The organism is Acidithiobacillus sp. HP-2 (assembly GCF_015100155.1).
Lineage (GTDB): Bacteria > Pseudomonadota > Gammaproteobacteria > Acidithiobacillales > Acidithiobacillaceae > Acidithiobacillus.
Map to the genome: position 1 here is coordinate 87,276 of NZ_JACKZA010000001.1, position 25,270 is coordinate 112,545.

Below are 25,270 nucleotides of genomic sequence, written 5' to 3' on the forward strand. Positions count from 1 at the left end.
CCATGCGCGCAGAGCGTCCCGATTTTTTAACCCATTCCCAGGGAGGGCGCAAGGCCAGCCTGCCGGTTCCGGATGCTGCTGCGCAAGCCCATTCGGCGCTTTTGCTGGAGCGGATTCGTGCCGAAATTCAGGCGGCAGGGGGTGTCATTTCCTTTCGCCGCTACATGGAGATGGCGCTGTATACCCCCGGCTTGGGATATTACATGGCGGGGCAAAACCGCCTGGGTGCCGACGGCGATTTTATGACCGCCCCGGAGATGGGTTCGGTACTGGGCAGGGTGTTGGCACGGGTGCTGGCCCTGTTGCTACAAACGGATGCGCATAATGACGGTATGCTTGAATTTGGCGCAGGCCGTGGTTTTCTGGCGCAACAAATTCAGCAATGCCTGCCGATGATTCCTTATACGGTGCTGGAACTCAGTCCCGATCTGCAGGCCCAGCAACGGGCAATGCTTCCCTCAGTCAATCATGTGCAGCAGCTACCCGCGCACTGGCGCGGCGTCATGCTGGCCAATGAGGTGCTGGATGCCATGCCGGTAGTGGTTGTCGAAACAGATGATCAGGGCGTGTTGCGGGAGCGTGCGGTGCGCTGGAATGGAGAAGGGCTGGAATGGGCCTGGATGCCGGAGCCTTATGGCATTGAGGCACTCGACCCCGGTCTGCTGCCGCTGATGGCGCAGTGGCCTGAACATTACCGTACTGAATTACACCCTCTGGCCACCGCCTGGTTACGGGAAGTGGCGGACTCCCTGCAGTCCGGGGCGTTGATACTGATTGATTACGGCCATGAGGCGGGAGAGTATTATCATCCTCAACGTCAGTCGGGCAGTTTGCGCGCCTATTATCGCCAGCACTGGCTGGATGATCCTTTTTATTGGCCGGGATTATGTGATCTGACGGCCCATGTGAATTTCAGCGCGTTACTGCATGCTGCGCCAACGCTTGGTCTGGAAGTGGATTTTTACGGAAATCTCGCCCGTTTTCTGGTGGAGCATGGTCTTGCCGAAGTGTATGTAGAGATGGCCGCCGGGCAGGAGGTCGCAGCCCTTTTCGCATTGAATAATGAAATCAAACGCCTGACCCTCCCTCAGGAAATGGGCGAAAGCTTCAAGGTGTTGATTCTGAAAAAGAGAGAAAAAATATGACGATAACCATTTATGGTATTCGCAATTGCGATACGATGAAAAAAGCTTTTGCCTGGTTGAACGCGCAGGGTTGGTCTTATAATTTTCATGATTATAAAAAAGCCGGAGTGGCCCTGACAGACCTGCAGCATTGGGCGACGCTGTGGGGCTGGGAAGCGCTGATGAATCGCAAGGGGACGACCTGGCGGCGTTTGCCCGAAGCCGCGCGTGACTGCCAGGATGCAGACACGGCTTTTGCCTTGTTGATGGCGCAGCCCAGTCTGATCCGTCGCCCCATTCTCATCAGCGGTGATCAGGGCGTGCTGGGCTTTGATCCGGAACGTTGGCTTCAGATCACCCGAGAGTAACGGACCGACTTTTGTGGCAGGTAAGCATCAAAAACCATACAGACATGACGGATCAGGAGGCGGCCTTGGGGAGTTACCTGCAGCTTTTCTGCATCCATCTGAATCAGCCCGTCCTCTTCCAGTTGCTTCAGGGCGGGCAGGCAATCGTTAAAATGGGTTTTGAAATGGATGCCGTATTGCTGCTGTAGTGCCGCAAAATCCAGGCGAAAATCGCAGGTCAGCCGGTTGATGATATGCCGGCGCAGCAGGTCTTCTTCATTCAGGCGTATGCCCTTTTCCACGGGAAGATGACCATGATCCAGCAGCTCTCCCCAGGTATCCAGATCCTTGATATTCTGGCTGTAATTGGGGCCGACCATGGCAATGGCACTCATGCCGAAGGCGAGCAGGTCACTTCCCGCATGGGTGGAATAACCCTGGAAATTACGATAGAGGCTTCCTTCCCTTTGGGCCAGGGTCAGTTCGTCTTCTGGTAAGGCGAAATGATCCATGCCGATATACACATATCCGGCTTGCTGCAGTGTTGAGATACTTTCCGCCAGAATGCGCAGCTTGTTTTCGGGAGAGGGAATATCCGTTTCCAGGATGCGCCGCTGCGGCGGAAAGCGTTCGGGGAGATGGGCGTAATTGAATACCGATAATCGATTGGGGCGGAGGGTAATCACTGCTTCCAGGGTGCGGGCAAAACTTTCCGGAGTTTGTAACGGCAATCCATAAATCAAATCCAGACTGATGGAGCGAAAACCCAGGGACCTTGCCCCGGCCATCACTTCAGCCAACAGTTCCAGACTTTGTTCCCGATTTACGGCTTTTTGCACGGCAATATCCAGATCCTGCACGCCAATACTGATGCGATTAAAGCCGGATTCCCGGAGGCGCTTGAGGGTGCCCGGTTCCAGAGCGCGGGGATCGATTTCAATACCATATTCTCCCCGATCATCGGGCAGGAACTGAAAATGCCGATGAATACTGTTCAGCAGAGTGGTCAGATCATTCTGACGCAAAAAGGTGGGAGTACCACCGCCAAAATGCAGTTGCTCTACCGGACGGCTGGCATCCAGATGATTGAGATACAACGCCATTTCTTTTTCCAGCCGCGCGACATAAGGACTGCCCCATTCGTGATGACGGGTGACTACCTTGGTGCAGGCGCAATAAAAACAGAGGTGTTCACAAAAGGGAATGTGAAAATACAGGGACAGTGGCCTGGCTTGATGGTTGGACGCCTGCAGTGCCCTGATCAGATCGGTCTCGTCAAAATCTGTGCGGAAGTGCGGCGCTGTTGGATAAGAGGTATAGCGCGGCCCCGCCTGATCGTAGCGCCGGATGAGATCGGGATCGACAATCACGCTTTGTTCGGGATCAGTATGCACGGGACGCCCTCTTTTTCAGACAGGGAATTTACTCAGATCATACGCCCTGAATATCTTTTACTCCAAGCAGATTTGCAGCCACACTGGCCCGGATTTCCTCCAGAAAGGCGCGCATGTGCTCTTGTTCCGACTGCTCAGCCGTGGTGGCTGCCTGCAAAGTCTGCCAAAGACCTTGAGGACCCAGTGGCAGGGCGCGCACATAACCCTTTTCACCGTAGCTCCCCACCGCCCAGGAAGGGAGAGCGGCTATACCCTGACCCGAGGCCACCAGTTGCAGGATGATGACCGTCAGTTCGGCATGCCGCCGGCGCCAGGGCTGGATGCCAGCGGGCTGCAGAAACTCCCGGAACAAATCCAGACGTCGGTCTTCCACCGGATAGGTGATGAGGGTTTCTTCCAGAAAGTCGGCGGGCTCCAGATAAGGCTTGCTGGCCAGGGCGTGGCGAGGATTGACCAGAGCGACCACTTCGTAGGCAAACAGGGGATGCAGGGTGATATCTGCGGCCATGGCATCTGGGGCGGTCAGTACGGTCAGGTCAGCCTGATGACTTTGCAGGAGGGGCAGAGGGTCCTGTTGAAAACCGGACACCAGGTCCATCTCAACGTCCGGCCAGTTTTCCCGGAAATGATCCATGGCGGGGGTCAGCCAGTCAAAACAGGTATGACATTCCACGGCAATACGCAGGCGTCCACTGTTGCCCAGCGCCCGACGTTTAAGTTCTTCCTGCAACTGCCGCACGCGGGGCAGGACTTCCCGCGCTGCCGCCAGCAATTCTTCACCGGCAGGGCTGAGGCGCAACTGGCTGCCCCGTTCGCGGTCCAGAATGTTGACACCAAATTCCGCTTCCAGACCACGGAGCTGATGGGACAGGGCGGACTGGGTCAGATGCAGGCGTTGGGCTGCGGCAGCCAGACTGCCAAACTGGGCGACAGCTTCGATGGTGCGCAGGTGGCGAATTTCAATGGGCATGGCAGGCTCGATTCAGGCTGTTTCCAGATCGCATTGTCCCACGATCATCGCGTCCTGCAACATGCTTTAATCCTCAAAATGGCAGTCGGCGCGGACCAAAGTCGTTGCAAAGCTTCCAGGCCGACTGCCGTTTTATGATGATGGATACCCCTTTCAACCCGTTTCTGCCATAATCGTTATATCCATATAGAAATAACGTCACAAAAAGTTCATAAAACTGTCATCATCTTGTCATATAGCCTCGTTATTATGCCCACAGTGTTGCAAAGAACCCTAAATCGAGGAGGTCACATGTTGAAGAAAAACCGCGTTGTCATTGCACTGTTTGCGGCCCTGAGTGGCTTTGCTGCTATCGCCCATGCCGACACCAGTTCCACAGAAAATACCCTGGCTGACTTTTTTATGCACAGCAAGGTGGATGGACAAATTCGTTCTTACTATTTTGATCGGTTCTTTGGAAAGAATGCCACAAATCTCAGCGCCTTCTCGCTGGGTGGCTACATTAACGTGCATACGCCTTCTGCAGCGGGTTTCAGCGCTGATGTAGGTTTTTACACGGCTAATAGTCTGGGTGCCAATCGGGTTAATCCCGATGCTACCTTGATGGGTACCGCAGACTCCACAAATGCCTTGGGTCAGGCTTATCTGCAGTACGCCATTCCCGATGTGGTGATGATTCGGGCGGGTAACCAGGAAGTTAACACCCCTTTTGTGAATGGCTCCGACTCCCGTGCGATTCCGGCCACCTACCAGGGCATTTTTGCGCAAGTGACGCCTTACTGTGGCTGGAACATTTATGGTATGCGGATGTTCCGCTGGAAGAGTCGCACCTCAGGTGATTATTACCGCGATAACCTGTATTACAACACTGGTTTCGACGGTGACCCCATTTATGGTGGCGCGGCTGACCTGCCCGCAGGTACGCCAGCTTCCAATGGCCTTTTGGCGTTTGGTACGAGTTACAAGAGGTACGGTATCAATGCCCAGGCCTGGTATTACAACTTCTATAACTTTACTAACATGTTCTACGGCGATGCCAGTTACACTTTGAAGACGGGCATGGGGCTGGACCCGTTTCTTGGTGGTCAAGTAGTACGCGAGTGGGATGCCAACAGTCGTTTGAATAGCAGCAATTCCGGTGTCGGCGCAATCGATCACTTCCAGGGCAACGGGGTCAACAGCACTGCCTGGGGTGTGGAAGGTGGCGTCAAATATAATCTGGATAACGCCATTCTCGGCAAAGGGGCACTGACAGCCGCTTACAATGAAATTGAATATCATCCTGGAGCCATCGGTGGTGGGGCCATTGTTTCGCCCTATACCGTCGGTTATGCAACGGATCCCCTCTATACCACGTCCATGATTCGTGGTCTGGTGGAAATGGGTCCCGGTCATGGTTTTAAAATTGGTCTGAGCCAGCATTTCCTTAACAACAGCTTTTTGTTCCAGACGGCTTATGCCCAGTACCATCTCCAGGCGGCAGGTTATGCCAACGATATCTACGGTGATCTGACTTACTTCCCCAAGGGTTTCCTCAAAGGTCTGTCCATTCGTGATCGGGTAGAAGTCGCTCATGGTGGCGGACTTCCGAATAACACCGGCTATTTCATCTACAACCGCGTGATGTTGACCTACGCATTCTAAGCGGACGCATACTGCGAAACTCAGGGAGAACAATGATGATTGCCAAAAAACATGTATTGCTCGCGGTAATGTTGATGGCGGCGGCTGGTTGTGCGGAAGCCCCCTTTCAGGGCTGTCCTGCCAACAAGGCGCCGGTAGCGGCGCCGGTGCCCGCTCCGGCTCCAGCCCCCGTTCCTGTTCCGGCGCCCATTGCGCCAGTGCAGCGTACGGTCCTGCAGAGCAAACCCATTACCATCACGGGTATCAACTTCAAGCTGAATTCTTCCAAACTCATGGGCCATGACATCCAGGTTCTGGACCAGGTCGCGGATTTTGCCCGGAAGCACAGCAGCGCGGTACTGGATGTCAATGGTTACTGCAGTAAGGTAGGCAGCTATGCCTACAACCAGCGTCTTTCAGAACAGCGCGCTGACAGTGTTGCTCAGTATCTGGAAGCGCACGGCGTGTCCCGTTCACGGATGGTGCTGAAGGGCCATTCCTACAATGATCCGGTCGCCAGCAATGCAACGCCGCAGGGTCGTTTTGCCAACCAGCGGGTAGAAATCAATTCGACCATTCAGGTGGAAAAAACCGTCAACTAACGGTCAAGATATCGCCTGATAATGTAAAGATTTTACCTCTGCAATGCTCATGGCATTGCTCCTCCTCTCCTCGCCCCGCTCTGCGGGGCTTTTTTATTACGGGGATTTCGGATTATCCCAAAAACGGCAGTTGCTATGAGTGCTTTGCAGCGACTTTTGTTCTGAGCCGTTGTTGTTCTTGGCGAAATCCTGCGCCCGTCAGGAGAGCTGTTTGAGCCCGAAGGGCGAGTTCTCTCCTGACAGCAGGATGAGCCTTAGAACAACAGGCGAGGAACAACGGAGCAAAAAGCACTCATAGCAACTGCCGTTAGGATTATCGAGAGGAGAGCTGCTGGAGAACCTGTTCGGGAAGCAGATCTTCCATGCAGCGGTGGTGCTTGAGAGGGCATTCTCTTTTGCCGCAGGGGCTGCAGGAAAGTCCCAGACGCAGGGCCACGGCGCCGGGTGACAAGGGCGGAGTCATTTGCAGGGGGGTTGATCCATACAGGGCTATGACCCGGCTGCCGACAGCCCCGGCAATATGCATCAGACCCGAGTCATTACTGACGGTGATTTCTGTCAGTGAGAGCAGGTCGATGGCTTCTGTGAGGCTGGTACGCCCACCCAGATCAAGCACTGTCGGGACAGCTTGCGCGATGGTCTGGGTGATTTCGGCGTCTTTCGGACTGCCGAAAAGCCACACTGGTCGTCCGGCCTGAGTCAGTTGCCGGGCCAGACTGACCCAGTGACGTACAGGCCAGCGTTTGGCCGGGCCATATTCTGCCCCGGGTGCGAGTGCCACCAGTCCTGCACCGGGATTTTGGATATTCAGACGTTGCAGCGTGATGGCAAGCGCACCGTGATCCACCGTCAGACGCGGTGCGGGTAAATGCTTGGGTTGCGGCAAACGTCGTGGTAACCCCAGGGCCACAAAACGATCTACCGTACGTGGCAGGCGTTTTTTATCCAGGTGGTGGCGGTCATTGAGCAGCATTTTTCGGGCACTGCCGCCAAAGCCACTGCGGTTGGGAATCTGGGCCCAGTAAGGAACCAGTGCCGATTTCAGGCTGTTGGGCAAACAGATAGACCAGTCGTAATCTTCTTTCTGGAGGGTTTCGGCTATACGGCGGCGTTCTTTCCAGCCCAGTTTGCCGTGGGGAATATCCAGAGGAATGCCGCGCCGCACTTCTGCCATGCGCGAAGCAACCGGCAGGCTGGCCGGCGGGGCTAGGACATCAATCTGCAGTTTGGGCCAGCGCCGGCGCATGACCTGCAATAATACTTGCGCCATGACCATGTCGCCTACCCAGGCAGGACCCACCAGCAGAAGGCGGGCCGGATCATAAGCCCGGGCCAGGCGGGTATTATGGGCGGCAAACGCATCTTCTTCGGCGTAAGGCGGTTCGATGGTTTCCGGTAAAGCCTCTGACATGTTCATTTGCCCAGAAGCATGATCAGCGCTTCCGCCGTAATCAGGATGATGATGATCCATTCCAGAACTGTCTCACGATTATGGCGACTGGCAACAATCATGATTTCCAGTCCTTCATGAATGGCATCGAGTTTTTCATCCAGCGCCCGGAAACGGCTGGTGAGTTCCAGATCGGCGGAAAGCTCCCGGGAGAGTATTTCCAGCCCTGGCGTTTCCCAGACAATGTCCGGATTATCCAGCACCGCAAGACGCGACAGGATTTCGGTGCGGGTCGCCGAGGTGGAGGCCAGAAAACGCAGATGACTGCCCCGGCGTCCCGGAAGACGACCGGTACGGGTGACCTCGGAGAGTAAATTCAAGGTGGTTTCCAGGAGGGTTTCGACGGCTTCTTCGTGGAGTTCGAGGGCGAGGCTTTGGGCCAGGCGCAGGGCCACCAGGAGGATGCGCTCTTCATCCAGATGCTTGAGGGTTACGCCATCCCGGCCGACGGCATCCCGCTCACCGGTTTTGATGAATAACTCTTCGACTTTCGGATTGCTGATGGCGGTAAACTGGGCCTGGATGCTGGCAATAATCCGCGCCTGCAGGGCCGGCCCCGCCCCAAAAAAACAAAGTACCCCGGAACGAAACATGGCCACCCAGGCATCCCCGTCGCGGAGCAGGCGGTGGGCGGGATTGTTATCTACCAGATCCATGTCGAAGGTTTCGTCCCAGTTTTTCAGGGCAATATGGCGTACGGGTTGAATGGCGTGAAGAATACTACTCATGCATTTATCCTTCGGGGAGTAATTTGCCAGGATTCAAAATGCCCTCTGGATCAAACAGTTTTTTGATGGCACGCTGAATGCTGAGATTTTCGGGGCTGAGTTCCAGCGGTAAAAATTCCCGTTTGGTAGAGCCGATGCCGTGCTCGCCGGAAAGCGTGCCGCCCAGGCGGAGGACCGTCTGAAAGAGTTTTTGCAGACCCTGACGGGCATGGCGCATTTCCTCATGGTTTTCGGGGTGCACCAGAAAATTGACATGAAGATTGCCGTTACCGGCATGGCCAAAGCTGACAATGTGCAGGGACTGTTCCCGGGCAATGGCTTCAATGGCTTCCAGTAAATCGCGCAGACGACTGATCGGGACGACCACATCTTCGTTGATTTTCAGTGGGGCCATGGCTTTGGTGGCTGGAGACAGGGATTTGCGCGCCGCCCAGAGTGCTGCCGTGGCCTGGGCATCTGTGGCCTCCAGGATTTCCAGATTACCGTCTCCAGCAAGGGTCTGGCGCACGGCTTCCAACTGGGCGGGGATGGTTTCGCTTTCGCCGTCGACTTCGACCATCAACAGCGCCTGACTGGCAGCGGGCAGGTCTGTTGCGGCGCCCATACTGCGTACGGCAGCCAGGGCATGAGGGTCCATGAGTTCCAGGGCGCTGGGTGTATGTCTTTGTGCCATGACCCGCTGGACCGCCGCGCAGGCGCTGGCGGTATTGGCATAGGCAGCGCGAAGCGTGGCTTTGTCCATGGGCAGGGGCAGCAGGCGCAGGGTGACTTCGGTAATCAACGCCAGCGTACCCTCACTCCCTACCAGCAGACGGGTCAGATCATAACCGACCACGCCTTTGCTGGTACGCACTCCACAGCAGAGCGTTTCCCCGCAGCCGGTGACGGCGCGCAAACCGAGTACATAATCCCGGGTCACCCCGTATTTGACAGCATGCGGCCCCCCGGCATTCATGGCGAGATTGCCACCAATCCGGCAGTAGGGACTGCTGCCCGGATCGGGAGGATAAAAAAGCCCGTCCTGGACAACATGGTCATTGATGGCGGCGGTAATCATGCCTGCTTCTACTGTGATGGTCCGGTCTGCCGGGCTGTAATCACAAACTTCCTGCATGCATTCAAAACTTATGACGGCGCTGCCGGGTACCGGTTGCGCGCCGCCGACGTTGCCCGACCCGGCCCCTCTGGGGATCAGCGGCAAATGATGGCGACGGGCGATGTGGACGATGGCCTGCACTTCTTCATGACTCCGGGGAAAAAGCACCAGGGCCGGCAGACAGCTTCCGGGGGTATCATCACGACTGTAAATGGACAGGGTATCGCTGTCATCCCGAACTCTCTCGCTGTCGAGAGCCGCACGCAGGGCCGGGAGAATGACGGCAATGCTCATGGCCGGGAATTCCGGATTTTCTGTAACAGGGCGGTGGTGCTGCGTTCGTGCCGGAAAGGAATGCTGAGCACGCGACCGCCGCGCGCCTGGACCTCGCGGGCACCGACGATATTTTCCACCGGCCAGTCGCCGCCCTTGATCAGGACGTCAGGCTGCAGTTTTTCGATGAGTTGCAAAGGGGTGTCTTCATCAAAAGGGGTGACGAAATCCACGGACTGCAGGGCCGCGAGTACCGCCATCCGATCGTCTTCCGGATTGATCGGGCGATCAGCGCCCTTGCCCAGTCGACGCACGGAGGCATCGCTGTTCACGGCGACAACCAGACAGGCGCCTTCCGCGCGGGCTTCGGCGAGATACTGGACATGGCCACGATGCAGGACATCAAAAACCCCATTGGTGAACACCAGTGGACGACGATAATCGCAGGCCTGCCTGAGCTGCTCATGGTCGTGCAGAATCCGTCCGGAAAATGACGCGACGCTATGGGGCGGAATTGGATTTTCGGCAAAGGCTGCGTCCACATCGCTGCAAAGGGCATGAATGATGACCAGATGGACTTCCTGGATGCGCGCCGTACTGGTTTCGGGGACGCGCAGCTCAATATCCGCCGCCCCCAGCAGGCCGGTAAGTTGTCCGCCATCCTTGCCGGTCATGGCCAAGGTCCACATGCCCCGAGCCTGGGCCGCACGAATGGCCTGCAGGACATTTTCGGAATTGCCGGAGGTACTGAAAGCCACCAGACAATCGCCGGGTCGGCCCAGGGCCTCCACCTGACGGGCGAATACTTGCGTGTAGGCAGAATCATTGGCAATGGCGGTCAAGACGCTGCTATCCGTGCTGAGGGCAACGGCGGGAAGGGCCATGCGATTACTTTCAAAGCGGTTGACCAGTTCGGAGGCCAGATGCTGGGCATCTCCCGATGAACCACCGTTGCCGCAACATAAAACCTGGCCGCCGTTCTGCAGTGTGGCTATCAGTCTTGCACTGGCGTCGGCGAAAGGTGCGGCGAGACTCTGTGCAGCATGTTCCTTGGTGGCGATGCTGGCGCGCAAGGCGGTATTTATCCGGTCAGGCATGGTCATGGGCTGGGTACTCTGAAAGCATCGCGAATCCACTCCGGCGCTGCGTCACCGTCAATGGCAATCACGTCAAACCGGCAAGGACGCAGACCATGCCGGGGATTGCGCAACAAAAAATATTCGGCAGTGCGAATCAAACGCTGCTGTTTCCGATGGTTGACGCTGGCGGCGGCAGAGCCTTGCCGATTATGGGTGCGCTGGCGCACTTCCACGAACACCAGCGCCTCATTATCCAGTACGATCAGGTCGATTTCCCCGGAACGGCAACGAAAATTGCGCAACAGCAATTTTAGTCCGGCCCTCAGCAGCAAAGCCAAAGCGCGATCCTCACCCTGCTGACCGAAGTTCTGGCGCGGCGAAGGCATGCGTTAATTTAGCTGCCGGGTTTGGGAATGGCTGGCAAAGGCACAATAGCGCCATTCTCTACTTCCATCCATTCCATGTCACGCACGATGCGGCCTCCTTTACCAAAATGTAAGGTTCCGGTGGCACCTTTGAGAGGCTGACTGAATTGTCTGGCGAGGATTTTTTCGGCAAGCTGGTAGGCATCCATACCAAAAGCGGCCATCCGCCACTGCGCATCACTGGCATTGGGCAGGCTCGTATGGAGGAGCGCGGCGGCCTGCGGTTTGGTCGTAGCCGGTTGAATAATCCAGGGCATATCCACGGACTCAATTCCGGAGAGATTTTGCGCATCGCTCGGGAGGGTGGCTCCATGTAAAAGTGCCGGACTGAAAATCGGGATATTACTGTTGATGGAACGGATGGCTGTGACTGCGGCGTTGGCATTTTTGCTGTCTGCGACCAGGAAAACAAAATCATGCCTTGAGATGGTCCCGCTGAGCAGTTGCTGCGCCTGACCATTAAGAGAATGACCAGGCAGATAGGTGGCGACTCCTGAGACGCTGCCACCCAGTTTTTTCCAGGTATCGATAAAATCGGCCTGAATGGCAGCGCCACTGGAATCCTGCGGATACAACACATAAACCCGTCGATAGCCTGCTGCATAGCCCTGATTGGCAATCTGACGCGCCGCAACATCCCGACTCAGACTGAAAGTATATAACCCCGGTTGTTGTACCCCGGCATCGGAACCCAGAGCAATAACCGGAGGATCTGAAGGTTTGCGTACACTGGCCACGGCATTGATGTCCTGCGGTAATAATGGCCCGACAAATATCTGGCAACCTTCCTTGACTCCGCGCTCAAAAAGCACAGCAGTATAACTGGGATTTCCGGTACTTTGCAGCAGCTTGACGGCCGGCCCGGATGCCAGCTGTTCCGCCGTTTCCATGCCAGCACTGAGGGCCTGGGAAAGTCCCGCATAACTACCGGTGGAGGGGAGCAGTGCACAAATACTGCCCTCCTGACTGCTGGTAGTGTCTGCGACGTTCAGTTCGTCATGGCTGGTAAAATTGATGGGCGGGTGGCCAGGATGCGCGGCCATCCAGGCATTGATAGCGGCTTTGCGTTGATCCGGATCAGGATTATGGCGACTGATCAGGGCAATGGCGAGCCATTCCTGTACCAAAGGATTACCACTGCGTCCCTGCCAGTTTTGAATGCGTGCCGAGGAAACAGAGTCCAGAAGAGCATGAATACGCTTATGGTTTTTGTGGATGGCAGCGCTGCTGAGCAGGCTGTCCCGTTCTATCAGAAAATTCAGGGCAGTCAGTTCATGCCCTTCCTGGGTGTATAAGGTGGCAAGGGTTCCCATGGCCTCGGCCCGCACGTTCTGAGGCGTGCTGGCGATGGTCAGCAGTTCTTCCAGATTGCCTTTGGCCCTGGGTGTCTGTCCCTGATCCATCAATCCCTGGGCGCGTACCCACAAGGCTTGTCCCCGTAAACCGTTATCGTCATGTTCCAGGCGTAGGACTTCATCGGCGAGAAGTACCGCTACCGGAGCCCTGTTGCCCTGCAGGGAGGCTTGTGCAGCCTTCAGCAAATACTGGAGTTGTGTCTTGCCCTGAACGGCCGCCGCCGCCTTGATGTAGTCTTTGGCGGCTTCCAGGTCATGCCCCTCTGCGAGTAACGCATCTGCTTGCCGGGCACTTGCCGCTTCAGGAGAGTTTGCCGCAGTGGCTACAGGAGCCGGAGCAGTACTGAGCACGGGCGCCGGCTTATGTGGCATACTCGCGCAGGCGCTCAAGGCGGCGGCGACAGCCAGTGTGGCGGTCAAACGTGGCAAATGGAATAAACTGGTCGGCAGTTTCATGAGCAGAGTGTATGGAGAATGGAGCAGTGGTTCAATGACTGAAATGCATTCCGGGCTGTTGACGATTATCGCCACCCCCATCGGCAATCTGGAGGATCTTTCGCCACGGGCCGGGCAGGCCATTGCGGGTGCCAGCCTGATCCTGGTGGAAGATCGCCGTCATGCCCAGCGCTTGTTCCAGCATCTTGGTGTACAGCCCAAAACCATGGCCCTGCACGAACATAACGAGCGGGCACTGGCCCCGCAAATTGCCCAGCGCATAGCCGCCGGTGAGCAGATTGCCCTGCTTTCTGATGCCGGGATGCCGTTAATTTCCGATCCTGGTTTTCCATTACTGGCGTTGCTGCGCGAACAGCAGTTACCGGTCACCATTATCCCCGGGCCCAATGCCGCTGTGGCCGCGTTGTCTTTGTCTGGCTTGCCGAGTGATCGCTTCAGTTTTGAAGGATTCTTACCCGCCAAAGCGGGCGCCCGTCGGGCGCGTCTTGCGGTGTTGCAGTCGGAACCACGGACCATGATTTTTTATGAGGCCCCCCATCGCATTGTGGCAACAATAACGGACATGGCGGAACTTTGGGGTCTGAATCGGCCTGCAGCGCTTTGCCGGGAGCTGACCAAAATCTATGAGGAATGTATCCGGGACTCTCTGGGCGGGCTGCTGGAGCAACTGTCTCAGCACCCCGATAAGGTGCGTGGCGAAATGACTTTGATACTCGGCGGGGCGCCTGAACAAGACCCGGGTGAACAGGAAGCGGATCGCTGGCTCGCCCCTTTGCTCGAGGAGTTGCCACTGACCCAGGCGGTGCGAATTGCTGAAGCGCAAAGCGGAATGGCCCACCGTCTTTTATATCGTCGCGCCCTGGCCTTGACTTCCGGGCGTGAGCCCGCTTAAATACGCGCTCTTGGCCCAGGTAGCTCAGTCGGTAGAGCAGAGGACTGAAAATCCTCGTGTCGGCGGTTCGATTCCGTCCCTGGGCACCATATAAAACAAAAACTTATCGATGTTTGCCCAAGTCATGGAACTTGGACATTCGCCCGGTATCGCGCATTCCCCCTCTTGGGTCGTGGGCCGGGAGGTCAAGCGGGAAATTTTAAATCTGAATGATGGTATCGCTATAAAGCGCCACAGGCGCGTCATGGGTCATTAATCGCATCGGCTCCACGAGTGCTTGCGCCACCAGAATTCGGTCAAAAGGATCCTGGTGGTGCATGGGCAAATCTTCCACTGCAACCGCGTGCTCTGCCTCCACCGAAAGAAGTCGATAGTCCGACGCCTCAAAAAATCGCAACGCTTCTTGGCTGGATACGGGCATCTCTCCTCGACCTAAAGCGTGCTTGATCGCAATTTCCCAGATACTCGCCCTCGGACAGGTGCTCCCAGCTTAATGCACGGGTAAAATTCTCATTTATGAAAGCTGCGGCCCGGCTCGCTATTGCTGGTATACCTCAAGACGCTATTAACGTCTTTTCATAACCCTCCTTTACATGTCCAAAATCCCATAATTATTCGCATCTGAAAATTTCTCGAAACATCGATTTAACAATATATTATGAATATTCTGTGAAGGATTTTTTCATGCTGTTTTGATGTTGTATTTGCTTAAAAGAAATTGCCGATGAGAATCTTGTAACGTGTATGTAACGATCGCTAACCTGCTGATGTAAAAACTATCTTATGCAAGATTTTTCTAATGTGTATGATATCTGAAACAGTGAGCCCACGGTGAGTTCAGGAACAGTCTAGAAATCAACAGAAAACATTTTGGCATGATTTCTGCTAGAAATAGCAGAAAATATATTTATTCCGCATGATCGCTTAAATTTTATCGCTGCTGGCAGGTATGATCACGCCATACAATTAAAAGGATAAAAATATGCTACAAGAATTCAGGGATTCGAATATCGCAAAATTGCGGCAGCTTCAGGAATATTTTCATGCCAAGAAAATCCTCATAACCGGTGGTTTCGGTTTTGTTGGTGGTCATGTTGCGCGTCGGTTGCTGCAATGCGGCGCAGAGGTGACAGTGCTTGATATTGATACTTCCACTGATCGTCTGTCCATGATCAATTGTCCCCGCCTGGGTCTTCGGGAGCAACTCAATGTTGTTGAGGCCGATGTCACTGATAAGAAAAGTATGTGTGAAATCATTGATCAATATCGTTTCCACTATATTTTCCATTTTGCTGCATATGCGTCGGTTATCGAAAAGGCATTGCACGCCCCATATGACACGATAATGGCCAACACCATGGGCTGGATCAATGTGTTGGAGGCTTGTCGGCTCTCTGCGCACAAGCCGAACATGATTTTTCTCTCATCAACCGATAAGGTTTACGGTGAAATGGATGGCGATTCTTACTTCGAACATTTGACACCGTTGCGTGGAATCGGAGTATATGACTCTGCAAAACTGGCGGCCGACGTGTTTTCGCGAACCTATCATGAAGCATTTCAATTACCGACTGTGACGTTACGAATGTGTAATATTTTTGGTCCCTATGATTTCAACTCTGAATATCGGCTGTTACCAAAGGCTATGCAAAGTATTTTTGGTAATCCTGAACCAATGGCACCGGAGTTGTATTTCGATGCCATTGAACATCAGCGTGATTATCTGTATGTCGATGAACTGGTCAATGCCATTATTCTGCTGGCTCATAGTAATGTGTGTCGGGGAGAAGTTTACAACTTGGCTGGAGGGACCTACATGAGTACACCGGCCATGCTGCGGACCATTGTTGAACTGGCTGCAGGGGTTGAGGAGGCAGTGGATCAGCAGCGTGCCCAAGCCATCCTGGATAATGGTATTGCCGTTAAGGTAAAAGCGAACGCCTCCACTATCCATGCCATTACCAAGCAGCATCTGAATGGTGAAAAGCTTGTCAAGGACACTGCCTTTCAGCCAGCCCATGAATTTCTTGATAGCCTGACCAAAACGATTCGTTTCTACCGGGAACATTATCAGCTTGCGAAGGAAGGAGAGAATCATGTCCATCTTTTGGCAGGGTAAGAATTGTCTGGTTACTGGCGGTGCAGGCTTTGGCGGAGGGCACCTGTGTGAGCGTTTGCTCCAGCTCGGTGCACGTGTTTTTGTGTTGGATCGGGTATTTCCGAAGTGGTCATATTTGCAGATCCAAGGTCTTGATAGACACTTGCAGGTCTGGGTAGGCGATATTCGTGACAGCGATTTTCTACGTTTGAATTTATCCCGTTTTGCTATTGATACGATTTTTCATCTTGCTGCCCAGCCCATCGTACCATCCAGTAATGTCGTGCCAATGGAAACCCTCAGCGTGAATGCCATGGGTACGTATACCCTGCTTGAGGCCATGCGTCGGAGCGATACAGTGGAACGGATGGTGTTTGCCTCCAGCGGCGCCTATTACGGCATGACCACCGATGATCGGGCTCTGCAAGAGTCCGACCCGCCCCTTGAAGCCAGCAACATTTACGCTGCATCGAAGGTTGCGAGTGACTGTGTGGCCCGGACCTATGCCAAAGTCTATGATTTACAAATTGGCGTGTGTAGATTCATGAATACCTACGGACCAGGGGATACCAATTTTAGTCGTCTTGTTCCTCGCGCGATTTTCAATCTGCTCGAAGGCCGAGGTTACGATTTTGGTGCTCGTGATGATGGTAGCTCACGTCTTGATTTTCTTCACGTTGGTGATATGGCTGATGCGTATCTAAGGCTTGGAGAGTCTCTACAAAATCATTCGGGAAAGGCCTTCAATTTCGGTACGGGAACCGCAACCTCCATTACTGAAGTTGCGGAACGGCTGAGCATTCTCTTTGATGGCGAGCGGCGGACGCCGCTGTTTCACGGGGCTCCACGGGACAAAGCGGCGATAAAGTACCTTGAAATTGAGCGCGCACGTGTGGACTTGGGATGGAGGCCGATGACTCTTCCAGAAGATGGCCTTTGCAGTACTTTGCATTGGTATGCCGAGAATTGGGAGACTTTGCGTCATGCCTTTTAAGCAAGGCAAATGGTTGGAAGCGCTGCTGCTCGGGTTGGCGGTTTCAGGATTTGTGGCCTCGATATTTTTGGCTTTTGTCTTGGCGTTGTTGCCAGTCAGTAATCAGGCTCAGGCCTTGGTGAGCGTGGTTCTGGTCGGTATCCTGATGATGCAGCTTTTTCTGCTCAAACGTCTGGTCTTGCCGCAGTTGCTTGTGGATTCCTTTCGGGTCACCAATATTGTCATAGCTATTTATCTGATATTTAGATATTTGGTTTGGCGGGTGGAATTCACCATCGGGGGGTATGGCTTCGCCAGCGACTTTTTTGGCACCTTGCTGTTTCTGGCAGAGCTTTATGCTGCGGGTTACGCCATTCTGGGATTCTTTGTGACATTCACTCCGAGGCATCGCCAACCTGTCCCCTTGCCATTGGATGCTGACTCGTGGCCAGTAGTGGATGTATTGGTCCCAACTTACAACGAACCCACAGAAATTCTCAGGGTTACTCTGTTGGGTGCTTTGCAGATTGATTATCCCAAAGAAAAGTTTTGCGTACACCTGTTGGATGATGGAGGTACAGATGACCGTTGTGCCAACCCGAAAATTGCGGAGGTCTCCCAGACGCGACGTCGTGACTTGCAGTCGCTTTGTGAGGCGGTCGGTGCTATTTATCACACGCGGCAACACAATGATCATGCCAAGGCTGGAAACGTCAATGCGGCATTGCCCTCTCTTAATGGCGACCTGATTGTTATTCTGGATGCCGATCATGTACCCACGCGCGATTTCCTGAAAAATACTGCGGGATTCTTTCTGGCTGATCCCGGGTGTGCGATGGTGCAAACCCCACACAGCTTCATTAATCCGGATCCGGTAGAAAAGAATCTGAACATTTTTCATGATTCTCCGGCGGAGGCTGAGCTCTTCCAACGTTATATCCAGGCAGGTCTGGATTCATGGGATGCCAGTTTTTTTGTCGGATCAGCGGCAGTTATTCGTCGTTCCCTGTTACAGGAAATAGGGGGAATACAGACGGAGACCTTGACCGAGGATGTTGAAACCGCAATGAAATTGCATTCTCTGGGGTATCGAAGTGTATTTTTGGATCGTTCGCAGGTTCTCGGTTTGCAACCCGAGACAGTTACCAGTCTCATTAGTCAGCGGGTACGCTGGGCTCAGGGAGCTATCCAGATTCTGCAAATGAAGAACCCCCTGTTTGCCAAGGGCCTCAGCATTGCACAACGGTTAACCTATATTACCAGTTTTTCGTACTGGCTTTTTCCGTATGCCCGCATGATCAACATGTTGGCGCCATCCATGTTTTTGCTCTTTGGTGTCATGATATATAACGCGACCATTGAGCAATACCTGATCTATGGTGCTCCCTATTTTTTGGCGACCTGGATCTATTCGGATTTTGTCTATGGACAGGTGCGCTGGCCACTGACATCAGATGTATATGAGATGGTGCAAACGCCGTTGGCGGCGATCATGTTATTCAGCACCCTGCTTAGACCAGGGAAAAGACCCTTCAATGTGACCCCCAAGGGTGAGCAGCTGGATCACGATTTTATTTCTTCAGCGGCCAAGGTACAGAGTGTTTTTTTTGGGATCATCCTGCTGTCTCTGGTCATTGGTATTTGGCGTTGGTATGTGCATCCCGGTGAGCGACCACAGTTGGTTTTTACCTTGCTCTGGGAGTTGCTTAACTTCATCATTATTACTGCAACCATGGTCGTCATGTTGGAACGTCGCCAAAGTCGAGAGAGTTATCGGGTACCGGCACCCGCAGGAATGAAAGTCGATCTGGAACTGCTCAATGGCAGTGTATTGCGATTACCAGCGCTGGATCTTTCGATGGGTGGCGTGGGTTTTTCACGTAATGCATGGCCGGCTGGTGCCGGCCAGTTAGCCAGCGTTATCAGGGCAGTACATCTCGTAGATGAAGAGCGCTCCATACGAAGTGATGCAATTCCCGTTAAGTCCATAGATGGGATTGGTGATCGTTTTGGGGTCCGGTTTGCGTATGTGGATCAGCAACAACTCCAGATTGTGGTTAGGTTTTTGTATGGTCACAGTAATCAGGTGACTGCCTTGTTGGCTGCGCGTCGTCGTCGACTCGGCTTCCTGGCTGCCTATGCCTATTTTCTGGTCAAGACTGGAGCTGGCCTTTGGTATTGGGGACGGTTTCTTTACCAACGTGGGCGAGAATCATACCTGCTGTGGAATTTGCGTCAGCGCCGACGTTACGACATGGGTAAAGCGGTGCGCAGATCAAGGCGCTATTTATGATGCAGATTGTCTGGTCCAGGATTAAGTGGGGCGGTTTTCCTTGCTTGGGTTTCCTGCTTGCTCTTGGAACCCTGTTTTTGCTTGAGACTGGCCAGTGTTGGGCCTCAGTGGAACAAAAATCCCTGGCGCAGTTGATGGAAAGCAAGCGGTTTATCAGTCTTAACGGTAATCAGCCCAAGCTCCAGGCCACTTGGCAAATTCCTGTGCAGGAACAGGCAGTCCACTCAACGCTGGCATTACACTATTTTGTTGGGCCAAGCACTGCGCCAGGAACAGAGCTGGTTATTGCGCTCAATGGTAAGGATGTGGGAGCCGTTCGGGAAAATCCAGATTATCCGCAGGGCGAACTGACTGTTTTGCTGGAACCCGGTGAGCTCGGAGGAGGTAATCAGATTCTCTCCATCGCCTTGCGCTCACCAAAAGGTATTATCGGAGATTCCGTCAAGGGATGGACGCAGATTGACGCGTATGAATCGCAGCTGCAGTTTCGATTGCAGCCAAAACCCTGGAGAACAATCCAGTTCAATGATCTCCAGACTCTTTTTCAAAGAGATCAGAATGCATCAATCCCATTGCCCGTAGTATTCCTGGGGCGAATATCTCCCATTCTTATTCAGGCCGCGCAACAGGCGGTAGCTGGTATTGCAATGCGCACGGACAAAACCGTCGCGGTACGGGTGTTCCCAAATATTGCGCAGGCAACAGCACGGTCCGCACCCCTGATTCTTTTACTTGGGGCCCAGACTGCTGAAGGGACGAGCAAAGTTTCCGGGTCCGATGCGAGAGTACTGCTGAGACCCGTGGATGATTCGCGAACAGCATTGGTGTTGTCCTTCACGGGTCGTAACGATGATGCGGTGTTGCGGGCGGCACAGGCCTTTGCGCAGAACCGAGGAGACCTTCCACTGGGTGACAACTGGCAGATCGGATTGATGGATACAAAAACGGCAGGGCGCCCAAACTTGTGGCGAGGGCAGCCGGTTCTCCGGCCCGGTGGTGTAGCGAAGGTTGGACGCGTAGAACAGATTGATGCCTCCCTTGTGGGGGGGGCATTGAGTCTTCTTCATTTCTCCTTTTGGATGCCTGGTGGCCAATTCGCAGATCGTCAGAAGCAAATGACCCTGGATCTGAATCTGGCAGTTGATCCTGGCAGGCACTCTGGGCAGAGACCGTTGGTGATTGTTCGGGCAAATGGCAACTGGATTTCTCAGTGGAAGCTTGGAACCGGAGTGGGTCATTATACGACCACCGTTCCGTTTTCCGCCCTGGTGGCTGGAGTCAATCGACTCAGTCTGGATGTGCATGGCGCCCATGTGAAAATCTTACCGGGATCGACCATGCGCCTTCCGAAAACCCACCAGTATGCTCATCTGCCCAATCTACAGCTACTGGCAAGAACGGCTTTTCCTCTGGTCCGCGACGGCAATGCCAAAAGTCTGCGTATGATCTATCTGAACTCTACGTCAGAAATGTTATCTGCGGGATTAACTTTATTTGCCAAACTAGCTCAGGTCAGCCGCAGTACTTTGCCGGCAGCGGTCGTTTTCATGGGGCATCCATTGCCAGGTGGAGGCAGTCAGGTGATTCTTGGTACGCCAGCGGATTTGAAACCAGCAGGGCAAATCAATGTGCCAGTTCAGTTCGTACACGGCGCTCTTCGTTGGCAAAGCCCTGGTTCCGGGAGTCAATGGACCAGCAGCCAAAATCCTTCGGCCCGGGCGTATCTGCTGGAAACTCCAGCGGGTAAAGGTTCGGAGTACTGGAATCTGTGGTTCTTGATACCATCAGCAGAGTCGGCTGAATCTGCGGCAGACCTGCTCGTCCAGAAGGATAACTGGTCCTCATTGATCGGAGACTTTGCCTGGTTGGATGCTCATGACCATTATCACTCGGTAATGTTGGGCAAACAGCAGATTTATGGCAATCATCAAAATTCGTGGTACTGGATTTACCTTTTTTCGTTACGGCCCATCTGGTGGGTGATCGTAGTGCTGACAATCCTTTTCCTGGGCAGCATTTCGGCAGGATGGCTGTCTCAACACCGTCGCAAACAGTGGGGGGCTCATGGATAATCCTTTCCGGACCTTTGGGCGACTTCTGATGTTGCTCGGCTGTTTGGCTGCCGTGCTGTTCTTGCCGGTACGTTCTGCTCTTGCAAGTGTCTTGGGGCAGGAACATTCCAGTTCAATGCTTGAACAGATAACCGGTTCCAAAGGAATGTCCGGTAAAACCCTCAATTCAGCAACATCAGCGATCTGGAGGGCTATCAACGCTCGGGACCTGGATTCTGCCAGAAAGCTCATTGCCCAGACACGAAACAGATTTCAAGGCTGGCGGCCCAGTGCCAATATGCGCTTTGTTTTGGCAGAGCAGGAAGTTTGGCAGAGTCTTCGCGACCGTCCTTTACCAGTAGCCAGGGGTCAGATTCATGTTTTTGCGGACCAGTATCAGCATGGTTCCTTCGCCAGCGACGCGGCAAAATCACTTCAAAAGATGCGTTCAGTATTGATAGACAGAGAGCTTTGGCGGGCTCAGCAAAATGGGGAAACACCAACACAAATTCAGACCCGGATTCGTATAGCCCAGAAGGATTTACCAGACTACCATGCTCCCGCAGCCCTGCTGACGCGCTTGTCTACTGAATTGACCGCACAATCAATACCAGAGCTTGCCAAGAAGCGGCAATGGACGACGATTTTGGCCATGTCCCGGCGTCTTCCGGCTATGTTTTCGTCTCCTTATCTGGAAAATCAGCAGTGGTTGGCCCAAGCCGAAGCCCACCAAGGTAGTCTGCTCATGGCCGGACGTTACTATTATCGGCAGATTCACCTTGCCAACAACTACAAAGAAGCTTTCTCGGAGCTCAAAGATGCTGCGGAAGTCATGCCAAGTTCGGTAGTGCAGATTTTACTTGAGGTCGTAGAAAAGCGTTATCCAGATCAACTTCCCTCCCTGCAAAAATGGCATCTGGACGTCTTGTTGGGCGATGCTGCCCGACGTCATTCTGTTGGTCAGAACGAGCGTGCATGGTTAGATCTGCAACCGCATTTGACTGCTATCGAGGCCCGACATCAGGCGCAAGATGCCCGTCTGATTGCGGCGATTTTGGGCGCGTTGGGAAGACCCGGGGAGTCCCTGCACTGGTGGTTTATGGCGGCACAGTGGTCCAAGAAAAGTGCCGATTGGCAGACGGTAGGCAGCATTGCCATGGCTGATGGAGATCTGGATCTTACAGCACAAAGCCTGGCTCATCTCTCCCCGGCGGCTAACAGTGCCAAGCCGATTTTCGCGTGGTATTACCAGCAGAGAGGGCTACAGGCCTACGAACAGAAGGATTACGCAAAAACACTGGACGACCTCGCTCTTAGTCAGAAAAGCAAGGCTCTCCCGCCAGGTCTAAAGAGCATTGAGGCTTGGTCCCTGCTGCATCTCAAACAATATGTAGCTGCCAGCAGAGGTTTTTCCTCCTTGTACGAGAAAAACCCTGATCGTGCCAACGCCGGCGGGATTGTCACTGCAGATTTTTCTGCCAAAAAGCTTTCCCATGCTTACGATTTGGCCCGTAAGCGCAGCGGGGTATTGACTACCCTCCTTCCTATGGAAAGCATGACCCGGAATGTATCCTGGATCAACGAAATTCCATGGCGCCTAGCTGCTGATGGTCATATAGCGCTGCCAGAAAAACGATCTAGTTATCTGGCTATTGCCGCAACGGATATCTGGCGTGGGGGTTCTGGGGTTGATGGCAACAATTTCAATGCGTTGGTCCCCAGTTTTTTTGGACAATGGGGTTTCAATTGGCATTTGGCGGGCTTCGCCCAGCTTTCCGTCCCCTCGGTGCGGGCTAATTCGGCTTCGTTGAATGCTTCTGTCCGTAATGACCAAGGGGCCATGTTAAGTTCCGGGGCGCTATCTGGAAGGAATTGGATGGCCCCTGGTTTGCTCCTGGGCCTTGATGATGTTCGCTCAGGCCAAAGCTGGCGTGTGGCATTGGGTTGGACCTCTCCCTCCAGTCTCGGCGGTGGTACAGCTCAGGGGGCAGCGCAGTATCGCTGGGATTTAGGGAAGTCCAAATCCTACCTGCAACTGGACGCTTTGCGGCAGGCTGTGCAGCAGACCTGGATTTCTTATCAGGGTGTGAACGCGCAGATAACTCTATCTGACCCATCAAGCGGGCAACTAACCCATACGTTGGATTACCAGTGGGGTGCCGCTATGCACAATGAGCTGGGTGGAAGCCTGTATTGGACAGGCTCTGAACCCAATTCCTGGGATTATCTGGTCAGTAGTCATTTTGATCTCATCACGGGACGTAATTTGCGCAACAATCCAGGCTGGACAGCGTACTTATCGGCAATGAAGCCCGTACTCAGCAACGCCCACTGGTGGGCGGCCATAGGCCCGGCAGCGTATGGTGAGGGTTACGCCCATAATCAGAATTTTTCCAGTCCCGGTTATGGGGACTATTACAGTCCCAGTTGGTTGCTACAACCTCAACTGGCCATGGCGCTCAGTCACTGGTGGTCCAATGGGAAGCTCTCGGTAGCTGCTTCTCTGGGCTATCAGTGGGCGCGGACGGCGGCCGCCCCATTTATAGCTGCTCCCAACTTGCGCTCCCAATTGTCATCACTACAAGATGGCCTGGATTTGACCAATGCCAGTTACACGGCTGCCCAGACGAGCAATGTTTCCGGCGCACTCAATGTCCTGTTCACCCAGCAGCTTTCTCAGCATTGGTTTGTCGATGGGGCAGCCAGTTATCAGGCCAATCCTGCCTTTTCTCAGGTGCAGTTCGGCCTGGATCTCCGCTGTGTGTTATCAGGTAATCATCTGCCCGACCTGGCCTCAGCCCGACTCATGGCGAGTCCCGGACGAGTACTGCCATGAGGCGATGGTGGCGACAAGCGTGCCGACTGCTGGGGCTGATAGTGCTCTTGATGAGCCCCCTCAGCGCTGCGGCTGTGGTGCCAGGCGCCTGGTTGCAGTTCTGGAGCGCTTATCAGCAGCATTTCATTGATCCTCAGGGCCGGGTCATAGATTGGGTCGAGGGTGGCATCACCACCTCAGAGGGGCAGTCTTATGCCTTGTTTTTTGCCTTGGTGAGTAATGAGCCCCAGACATTTGCCCGCATCCTGAGTTGGACTCAGATAAACCTGGCCCAAGGAAATTTGGCACAGAATCTGCCCATTTGGCGCTGGGGCAAACAGGACGACGGCCAATGGGGTCCCCTCAGCGGTAATCACGCCGCCGATTCTGACTTGTGGATTGCTTATGACCTCCTGCAGGCAGGGCGTCTATGGAATAATGAACACTACACCCAAATGGGAAGGTCTTTGGCTCAGCGGATTGCCGCCCAAGAGATTTTGCCCATGAAGGGGGCTGGACCCATGCTCATTCCCGGAGAAAAATATTTCCGTTTCGGTGTTTCTTTGGTGATCAATCCCAGTTACTTGCCCCCATTTCTGTTGGCCAGCCTTGCCGAAGCCCTCCCTGATGGACCCTGGCGGGAGATGTCTAAATACCTGCCGAGAGTTATCGCCAAGACATCTCCCCATGGTTTTTCGCCTGACTGGATTAGCTATAGTCCTGATCGAGGCTACTTCCCAGCTCCCCAAGGCGTGGAAGGAAGTTACAATGCGATCAGAGTCTATCTTTGGGCAGGAATGACGAACCCGGATACGCCGGGTGCTAAAGCAGTACTCGATTCCCTCTGGGGAATGGCTTTATACATGAAGACACATGATCTGCCACCGCTACAAGAGAATTATCAATCGGGGCTGGTACAGGGTACGGGACCCAGCGGTTTTTCGGCAGCACTTCTCCCTTTTCTGGTACAGTATAAGATGCCGGAGGCGGCGAAAGTGCAGCTAGCCCGCCTCGAAGCCGAGCGTAGCCCCGCCACGGGACTTTATGGTTATCCACCTGTTCATTACTATAATCAGAATCTGGCGTTGTTCGGATTGGGTTGGTACAACGGAGCATTTCGCTTCGGTCCCCACGGTAACCTTCGACCTTCCTGGGATACAGGAAGCCGGTGACTGAACTTTGTCATGATGTTGAATTGAGCAAAAACTGATCTGATAGTACGCCAG

At 54.0% G+C, this 25,270-nt stretch carries 20 protein-coding genes, 1 tRNA gene and 1 pseudogene; 12 read left to right on the forward strand and 10 right to left on the reverse strand.

The features are described from left to right. Window positions 1–2: 2 nt before the first annotated feature. Together H7F11_RS00485 and H7F11_RS00490 are read left to right on the forward strand one after the other, a co-directional pair. A complete protein-coding gene (locus H7F11_RS00485; protein WP_193650395.1) occupies window positions 3–1,145 on the forward strand; it encodes a class I SAM-dependent methyltransferase in 1,143 nt (380 codons plus the stop codon). Beyond that, window positions 1,142–1,492, forward strand: coding sequence for a Spx/MgsR family RNA polymerase-binding regulatory protein (locus tag H7F11_RS00490; protein ID WP_193650396.1), 351 nt, complete (start codon window positions 1,142–1,144; stop codon window positions 1,490–1,492). The genes H7F11_RS00485 and H7F11_RS00490 overlap by 4 nt, the downstream gene beginning before the upstream one ends. Here H7F11_RS00490 and hemN read toward each other — a convergent pair. Both hemN and H7F11_RS00500 read right to left on the reverse strand, forming a co-directional pair. Further along, the gene (hemN, locus tag H7F11_RS00495) at window positions 1,474–2,865 is read right to left on the reverse strand and encodes an oxygen-independent coproporphyrinogen III oxidase (RefSeq protein WP_193650397.1); all 1,392 of its coding nucleotides are present in this window, start codon (window positions 2,863–2,865) and stop codon (window positions 1,474–1,476) included. The genes H7F11_RS00490 and hemN overlap by 19 nt on opposite strands. Before the next feature lie 37 nt (window positions 2,866–2,902). Then, the gene (locus tag H7F11_RS00500) at window positions 2,903–3,835 is read right to left on the reverse strand and encodes a LysR family transcriptional regulator (RefSeq protein ID WP_193650398.1); all 933 of its coding nucleotides are present in this window, start codon (window positions 3,833–3,835) and stop codon (window positions 2,903–2,905) included. Window positions 3,836–4,126: 291 nt separating this feature from the next. On the opposite strand from H7F11_RS00500, the gene H7F11_RS00505 reads away from it, so the two are divergent. Together H7F11_RS00505 and H7F11_RS00510 are read left to right on the forward strand one after the other, a co-directional pair. Further along, the gene (locus H7F11_RS00505; RefSeq protein WP_193650399.1) at window positions 4,127–5,479 is read left to right on the forward strand and encodes an OprD family outer membrane porin; all 1,353 of its coding nucleotides are present in this window, start codon (window positions 4,127–4,129) and stop codon (window positions 5,477–5,479) included. Window positions 5,480–5,514: 35 nt separating this feature from the next. Continuing rightward, window positions 5,515–6,060, forward strand: a complete 546-nt coding sequence (locus H7F11_RS00510) for an OmpA family protein (protein WP_193650400.1) — start codon at window positions 5,515–5,517, stop codon at window positions 6,058–6,060. 313 nt (window positions 6,061–6,373) lie between these two features. Here H7F11_RS00510 and waaF read toward each other — a convergent pair whose 3' ends face one another. The 7 genes and pseudogenes from waaF to H7F11_RS00540 form a co-directional block, all read right to left on the reverse strand. Continuing rightward, window positions 6,374–7,531: a lipopolysaccharide heptosyltransferase II gene (waaF, locus tag H7F11_RS00515; protein ID WP_227485141.1), complete on the reverse strand. Its 1,158-nt coding sequence runs from the start codon at window positions 7,529–7,531 to the stop codon at window positions 6,374–6,376. Then, window positions 7,474–8,238 (reverse strand): RMD1 family protein, encoded by a 765-nt coding sequence (locus H7F11_RS00520; protein ID WP_010639411.1) that lies wholly within the window; start codon window positions 8,236–8,238, stop codon window positions 7,474–7,476. The genes waaF and H7F11_RS00520 overlap by 58 nt, the downstream gene beginning before the upstream one ends. 4 nt (window positions 8,239–8,242) lie before the next feature. Then, the gene (locus H7F11_RS00525) at window positions 8,243–9,628 is read right to left on the reverse strand and encodes an FAD-binding oxidoreductase (RefSeq protein ID WP_193650401.1); all 1,386 of its coding nucleotides are present in this window, start codon (window positions 9,626–9,628) and stop codon (window positions 8,243–8,245) included. Then, window positions 9,625–10,149 carry a D-glycero-beta-D-manno-heptose 1-phosphate adenylyltransferase gene (rfaE2, locus tag H7F11_RS17145; protein ID WP_367182306.1) on the reverse strand — a complete coding sequence of 175 codons (525 nt, stop codon included), beginning with the start codon at window positions 10,147–10,149 and terminating at the stop codon, window positions 9,625–9,627. Before rfaE2 ends, H7F11_RS00525 begins: the two co-directional genes overlap by 4 nt. Next, window positions 10,144–10,710 (reverse strand): annotated as a pseudogene (locus H7F11_RS17150) (SIS domain-containing protein); the annotation flags it as partial. The gene rfaE2 and the pseudogene H7F11_RS17150, both read right to left, overlap by 6 nt. Next, window positions 10,707–11,072 (reverse strand): YraN family protein, encoded by a 366-nt coding sequence (locus tag H7F11_RS00535; RefSeq protein WP_193650403.1) that lies wholly within the window; start codon window positions 11,070–11,072, stop codon window positions 10,707–10,709. The pseudogene H7F11_RS17150 and the gene H7F11_RS00535, both read right to left, overlap by 4 nt. 8 nt (window positions 11,073–11,080) lie before the next feature. Then, a complete protein-coding gene (locus H7F11_RS00540) occupies window positions 11,081–12,817 on the reverse strand; it encodes a penicillin-binding protein activator (protein ID WP_193650404.1) in 1,737 nt (578 codons plus the stop codon). Here H7F11_RS00540 and rsmI point away from each other — a divergent pair. After that, window positions 12,786–13,814: a 16S rRNA (cytidine(1402)-2'-O)-methyltransferase gene (rsmI, locus tag H7F11_RS00545; protein ID WP_319803351.1), complete on the forward strand. Its 1,029-nt coding sequence runs from the start codon at window positions 12,786–12,788 to the stop codon at window positions 13,812–13,814. The two genes, H7F11_RS00540 and rsmI, sit on opposite strands and share 32 nt — an antisense overlap. Window positions 13,815–13,827: 13 nt before the next feature. Then, window positions 13,828–13,903 (forward strand) — tRNA-Phe (locus H7F11_RS00550). A gap of 110 nt (window positions 13,904–14,013) precedes the next feature. Here the strand turns inward: H7F11_RS00550 and H7F11_RS00555 are convergent. Then, the gene (locus H7F11_RS00555; protein ID WP_024893233.1) at window positions 14,014–14,235 is read right to left on the reverse strand and encodes a type II toxin-antitoxin system VapC family toxin; all 222 of its coding nucleotides are present in this window, start codon (window positions 14,233–14,235) and stop codon (window positions 14,014–14,016) included. A gap of 561 nt (window positions 14,236–14,796) precedes the next feature. Between H7F11_RS00555 and H7F11_RS00560 the strand changes: the two genes are divergently transcribed. From H7F11_RS00560 to bcsZ, 6 genes are read left to right on the forward strand one after another with little or no spacing between them, the layout of a single operon-like run. Continuing rightward, window positions 14,797–15,933, forward strand: coding sequence for an NAD-dependent epimerase/dehydratase family protein (locus H7F11_RS00560; protein ID WP_193650405.1), 1,137 nt, complete (start codon window positions 14,797–14,799; stop codon window positions 15,931–15,933). Next, entirely contained in the window at window positions 15,911–16,906 is a 996-nt protein-coding gene (locus H7F11_RS00565; RefSeq protein ID WP_193650406.1) for an NAD-dependent epimerase/dehydratase family protein, read from the forward strand. The genes H7F11_RS00560 and H7F11_RS00565 overlap by 23 nt, the downstream gene beginning before the upstream one ends. Continuing rightward, window positions 16,896–19,178, forward strand: coding sequence for a UDP-forming cellulose synthase catalytic subunit (gene bcsA, locus H7F11_RS00570; RefSeq protein ID WP_193650407.1), 2,283 nt, complete (start codon window positions 16,896–16,898; stop codon window positions 19,176–19,178). Before H7F11_RS00565 ends, bcsA begins: the two co-directional genes overlap by 11 nt. Beyond that, window positions 19,175–21,250, forward strand: a complete 2,076-nt coding sequence (locus H7F11_RS00575) for a cellulose biosynthesis cyclic di-GMP-binding regulatory protein BcsB (protein WP_193650408.1) — start codon at window positions 19,175–19,177, stop codon at window positions 21,248–21,250. Before bcsA ends, H7F11_RS00575 begins: the two co-directional genes overlap by 4 nt. Further along, the gene (locus tag H7F11_RS00580; RefSeq protein WP_193650409.1) at window positions 21,243–24,065 is read left to right on the forward strand and encodes a cellulose synthase subunit BcsC-related outer membrane protein; all 2,823 of its coding nucleotides are present in this window, start codon (window positions 21,243–21,245) and stop codon (window positions 24,063–24,065) included. Before H7F11_RS00575 ends, H7F11_RS00580 begins: the two co-directional genes overlap by 8 nt. Next, the gene (bcsZ, locus tag H7F11_RS00585) at window positions 24,062–25,216 is read left to right on the forward strand and encodes a cellulose synthase complex periplasmic endoglucanase BcsZ (RefSeq protein ID WP_035217495.1); all 1,155 of its coding nucleotides are present in this window, start codon (window positions 24,062–24,064) and stop codon (window positions 25,214–25,216) included. The genes H7F11_RS00580 and bcsZ overlap by 4 nt, the downstream gene beginning before the upstream one ends. Window positions 25,217–25,270 lie beyond the last annotated feature (54 nt).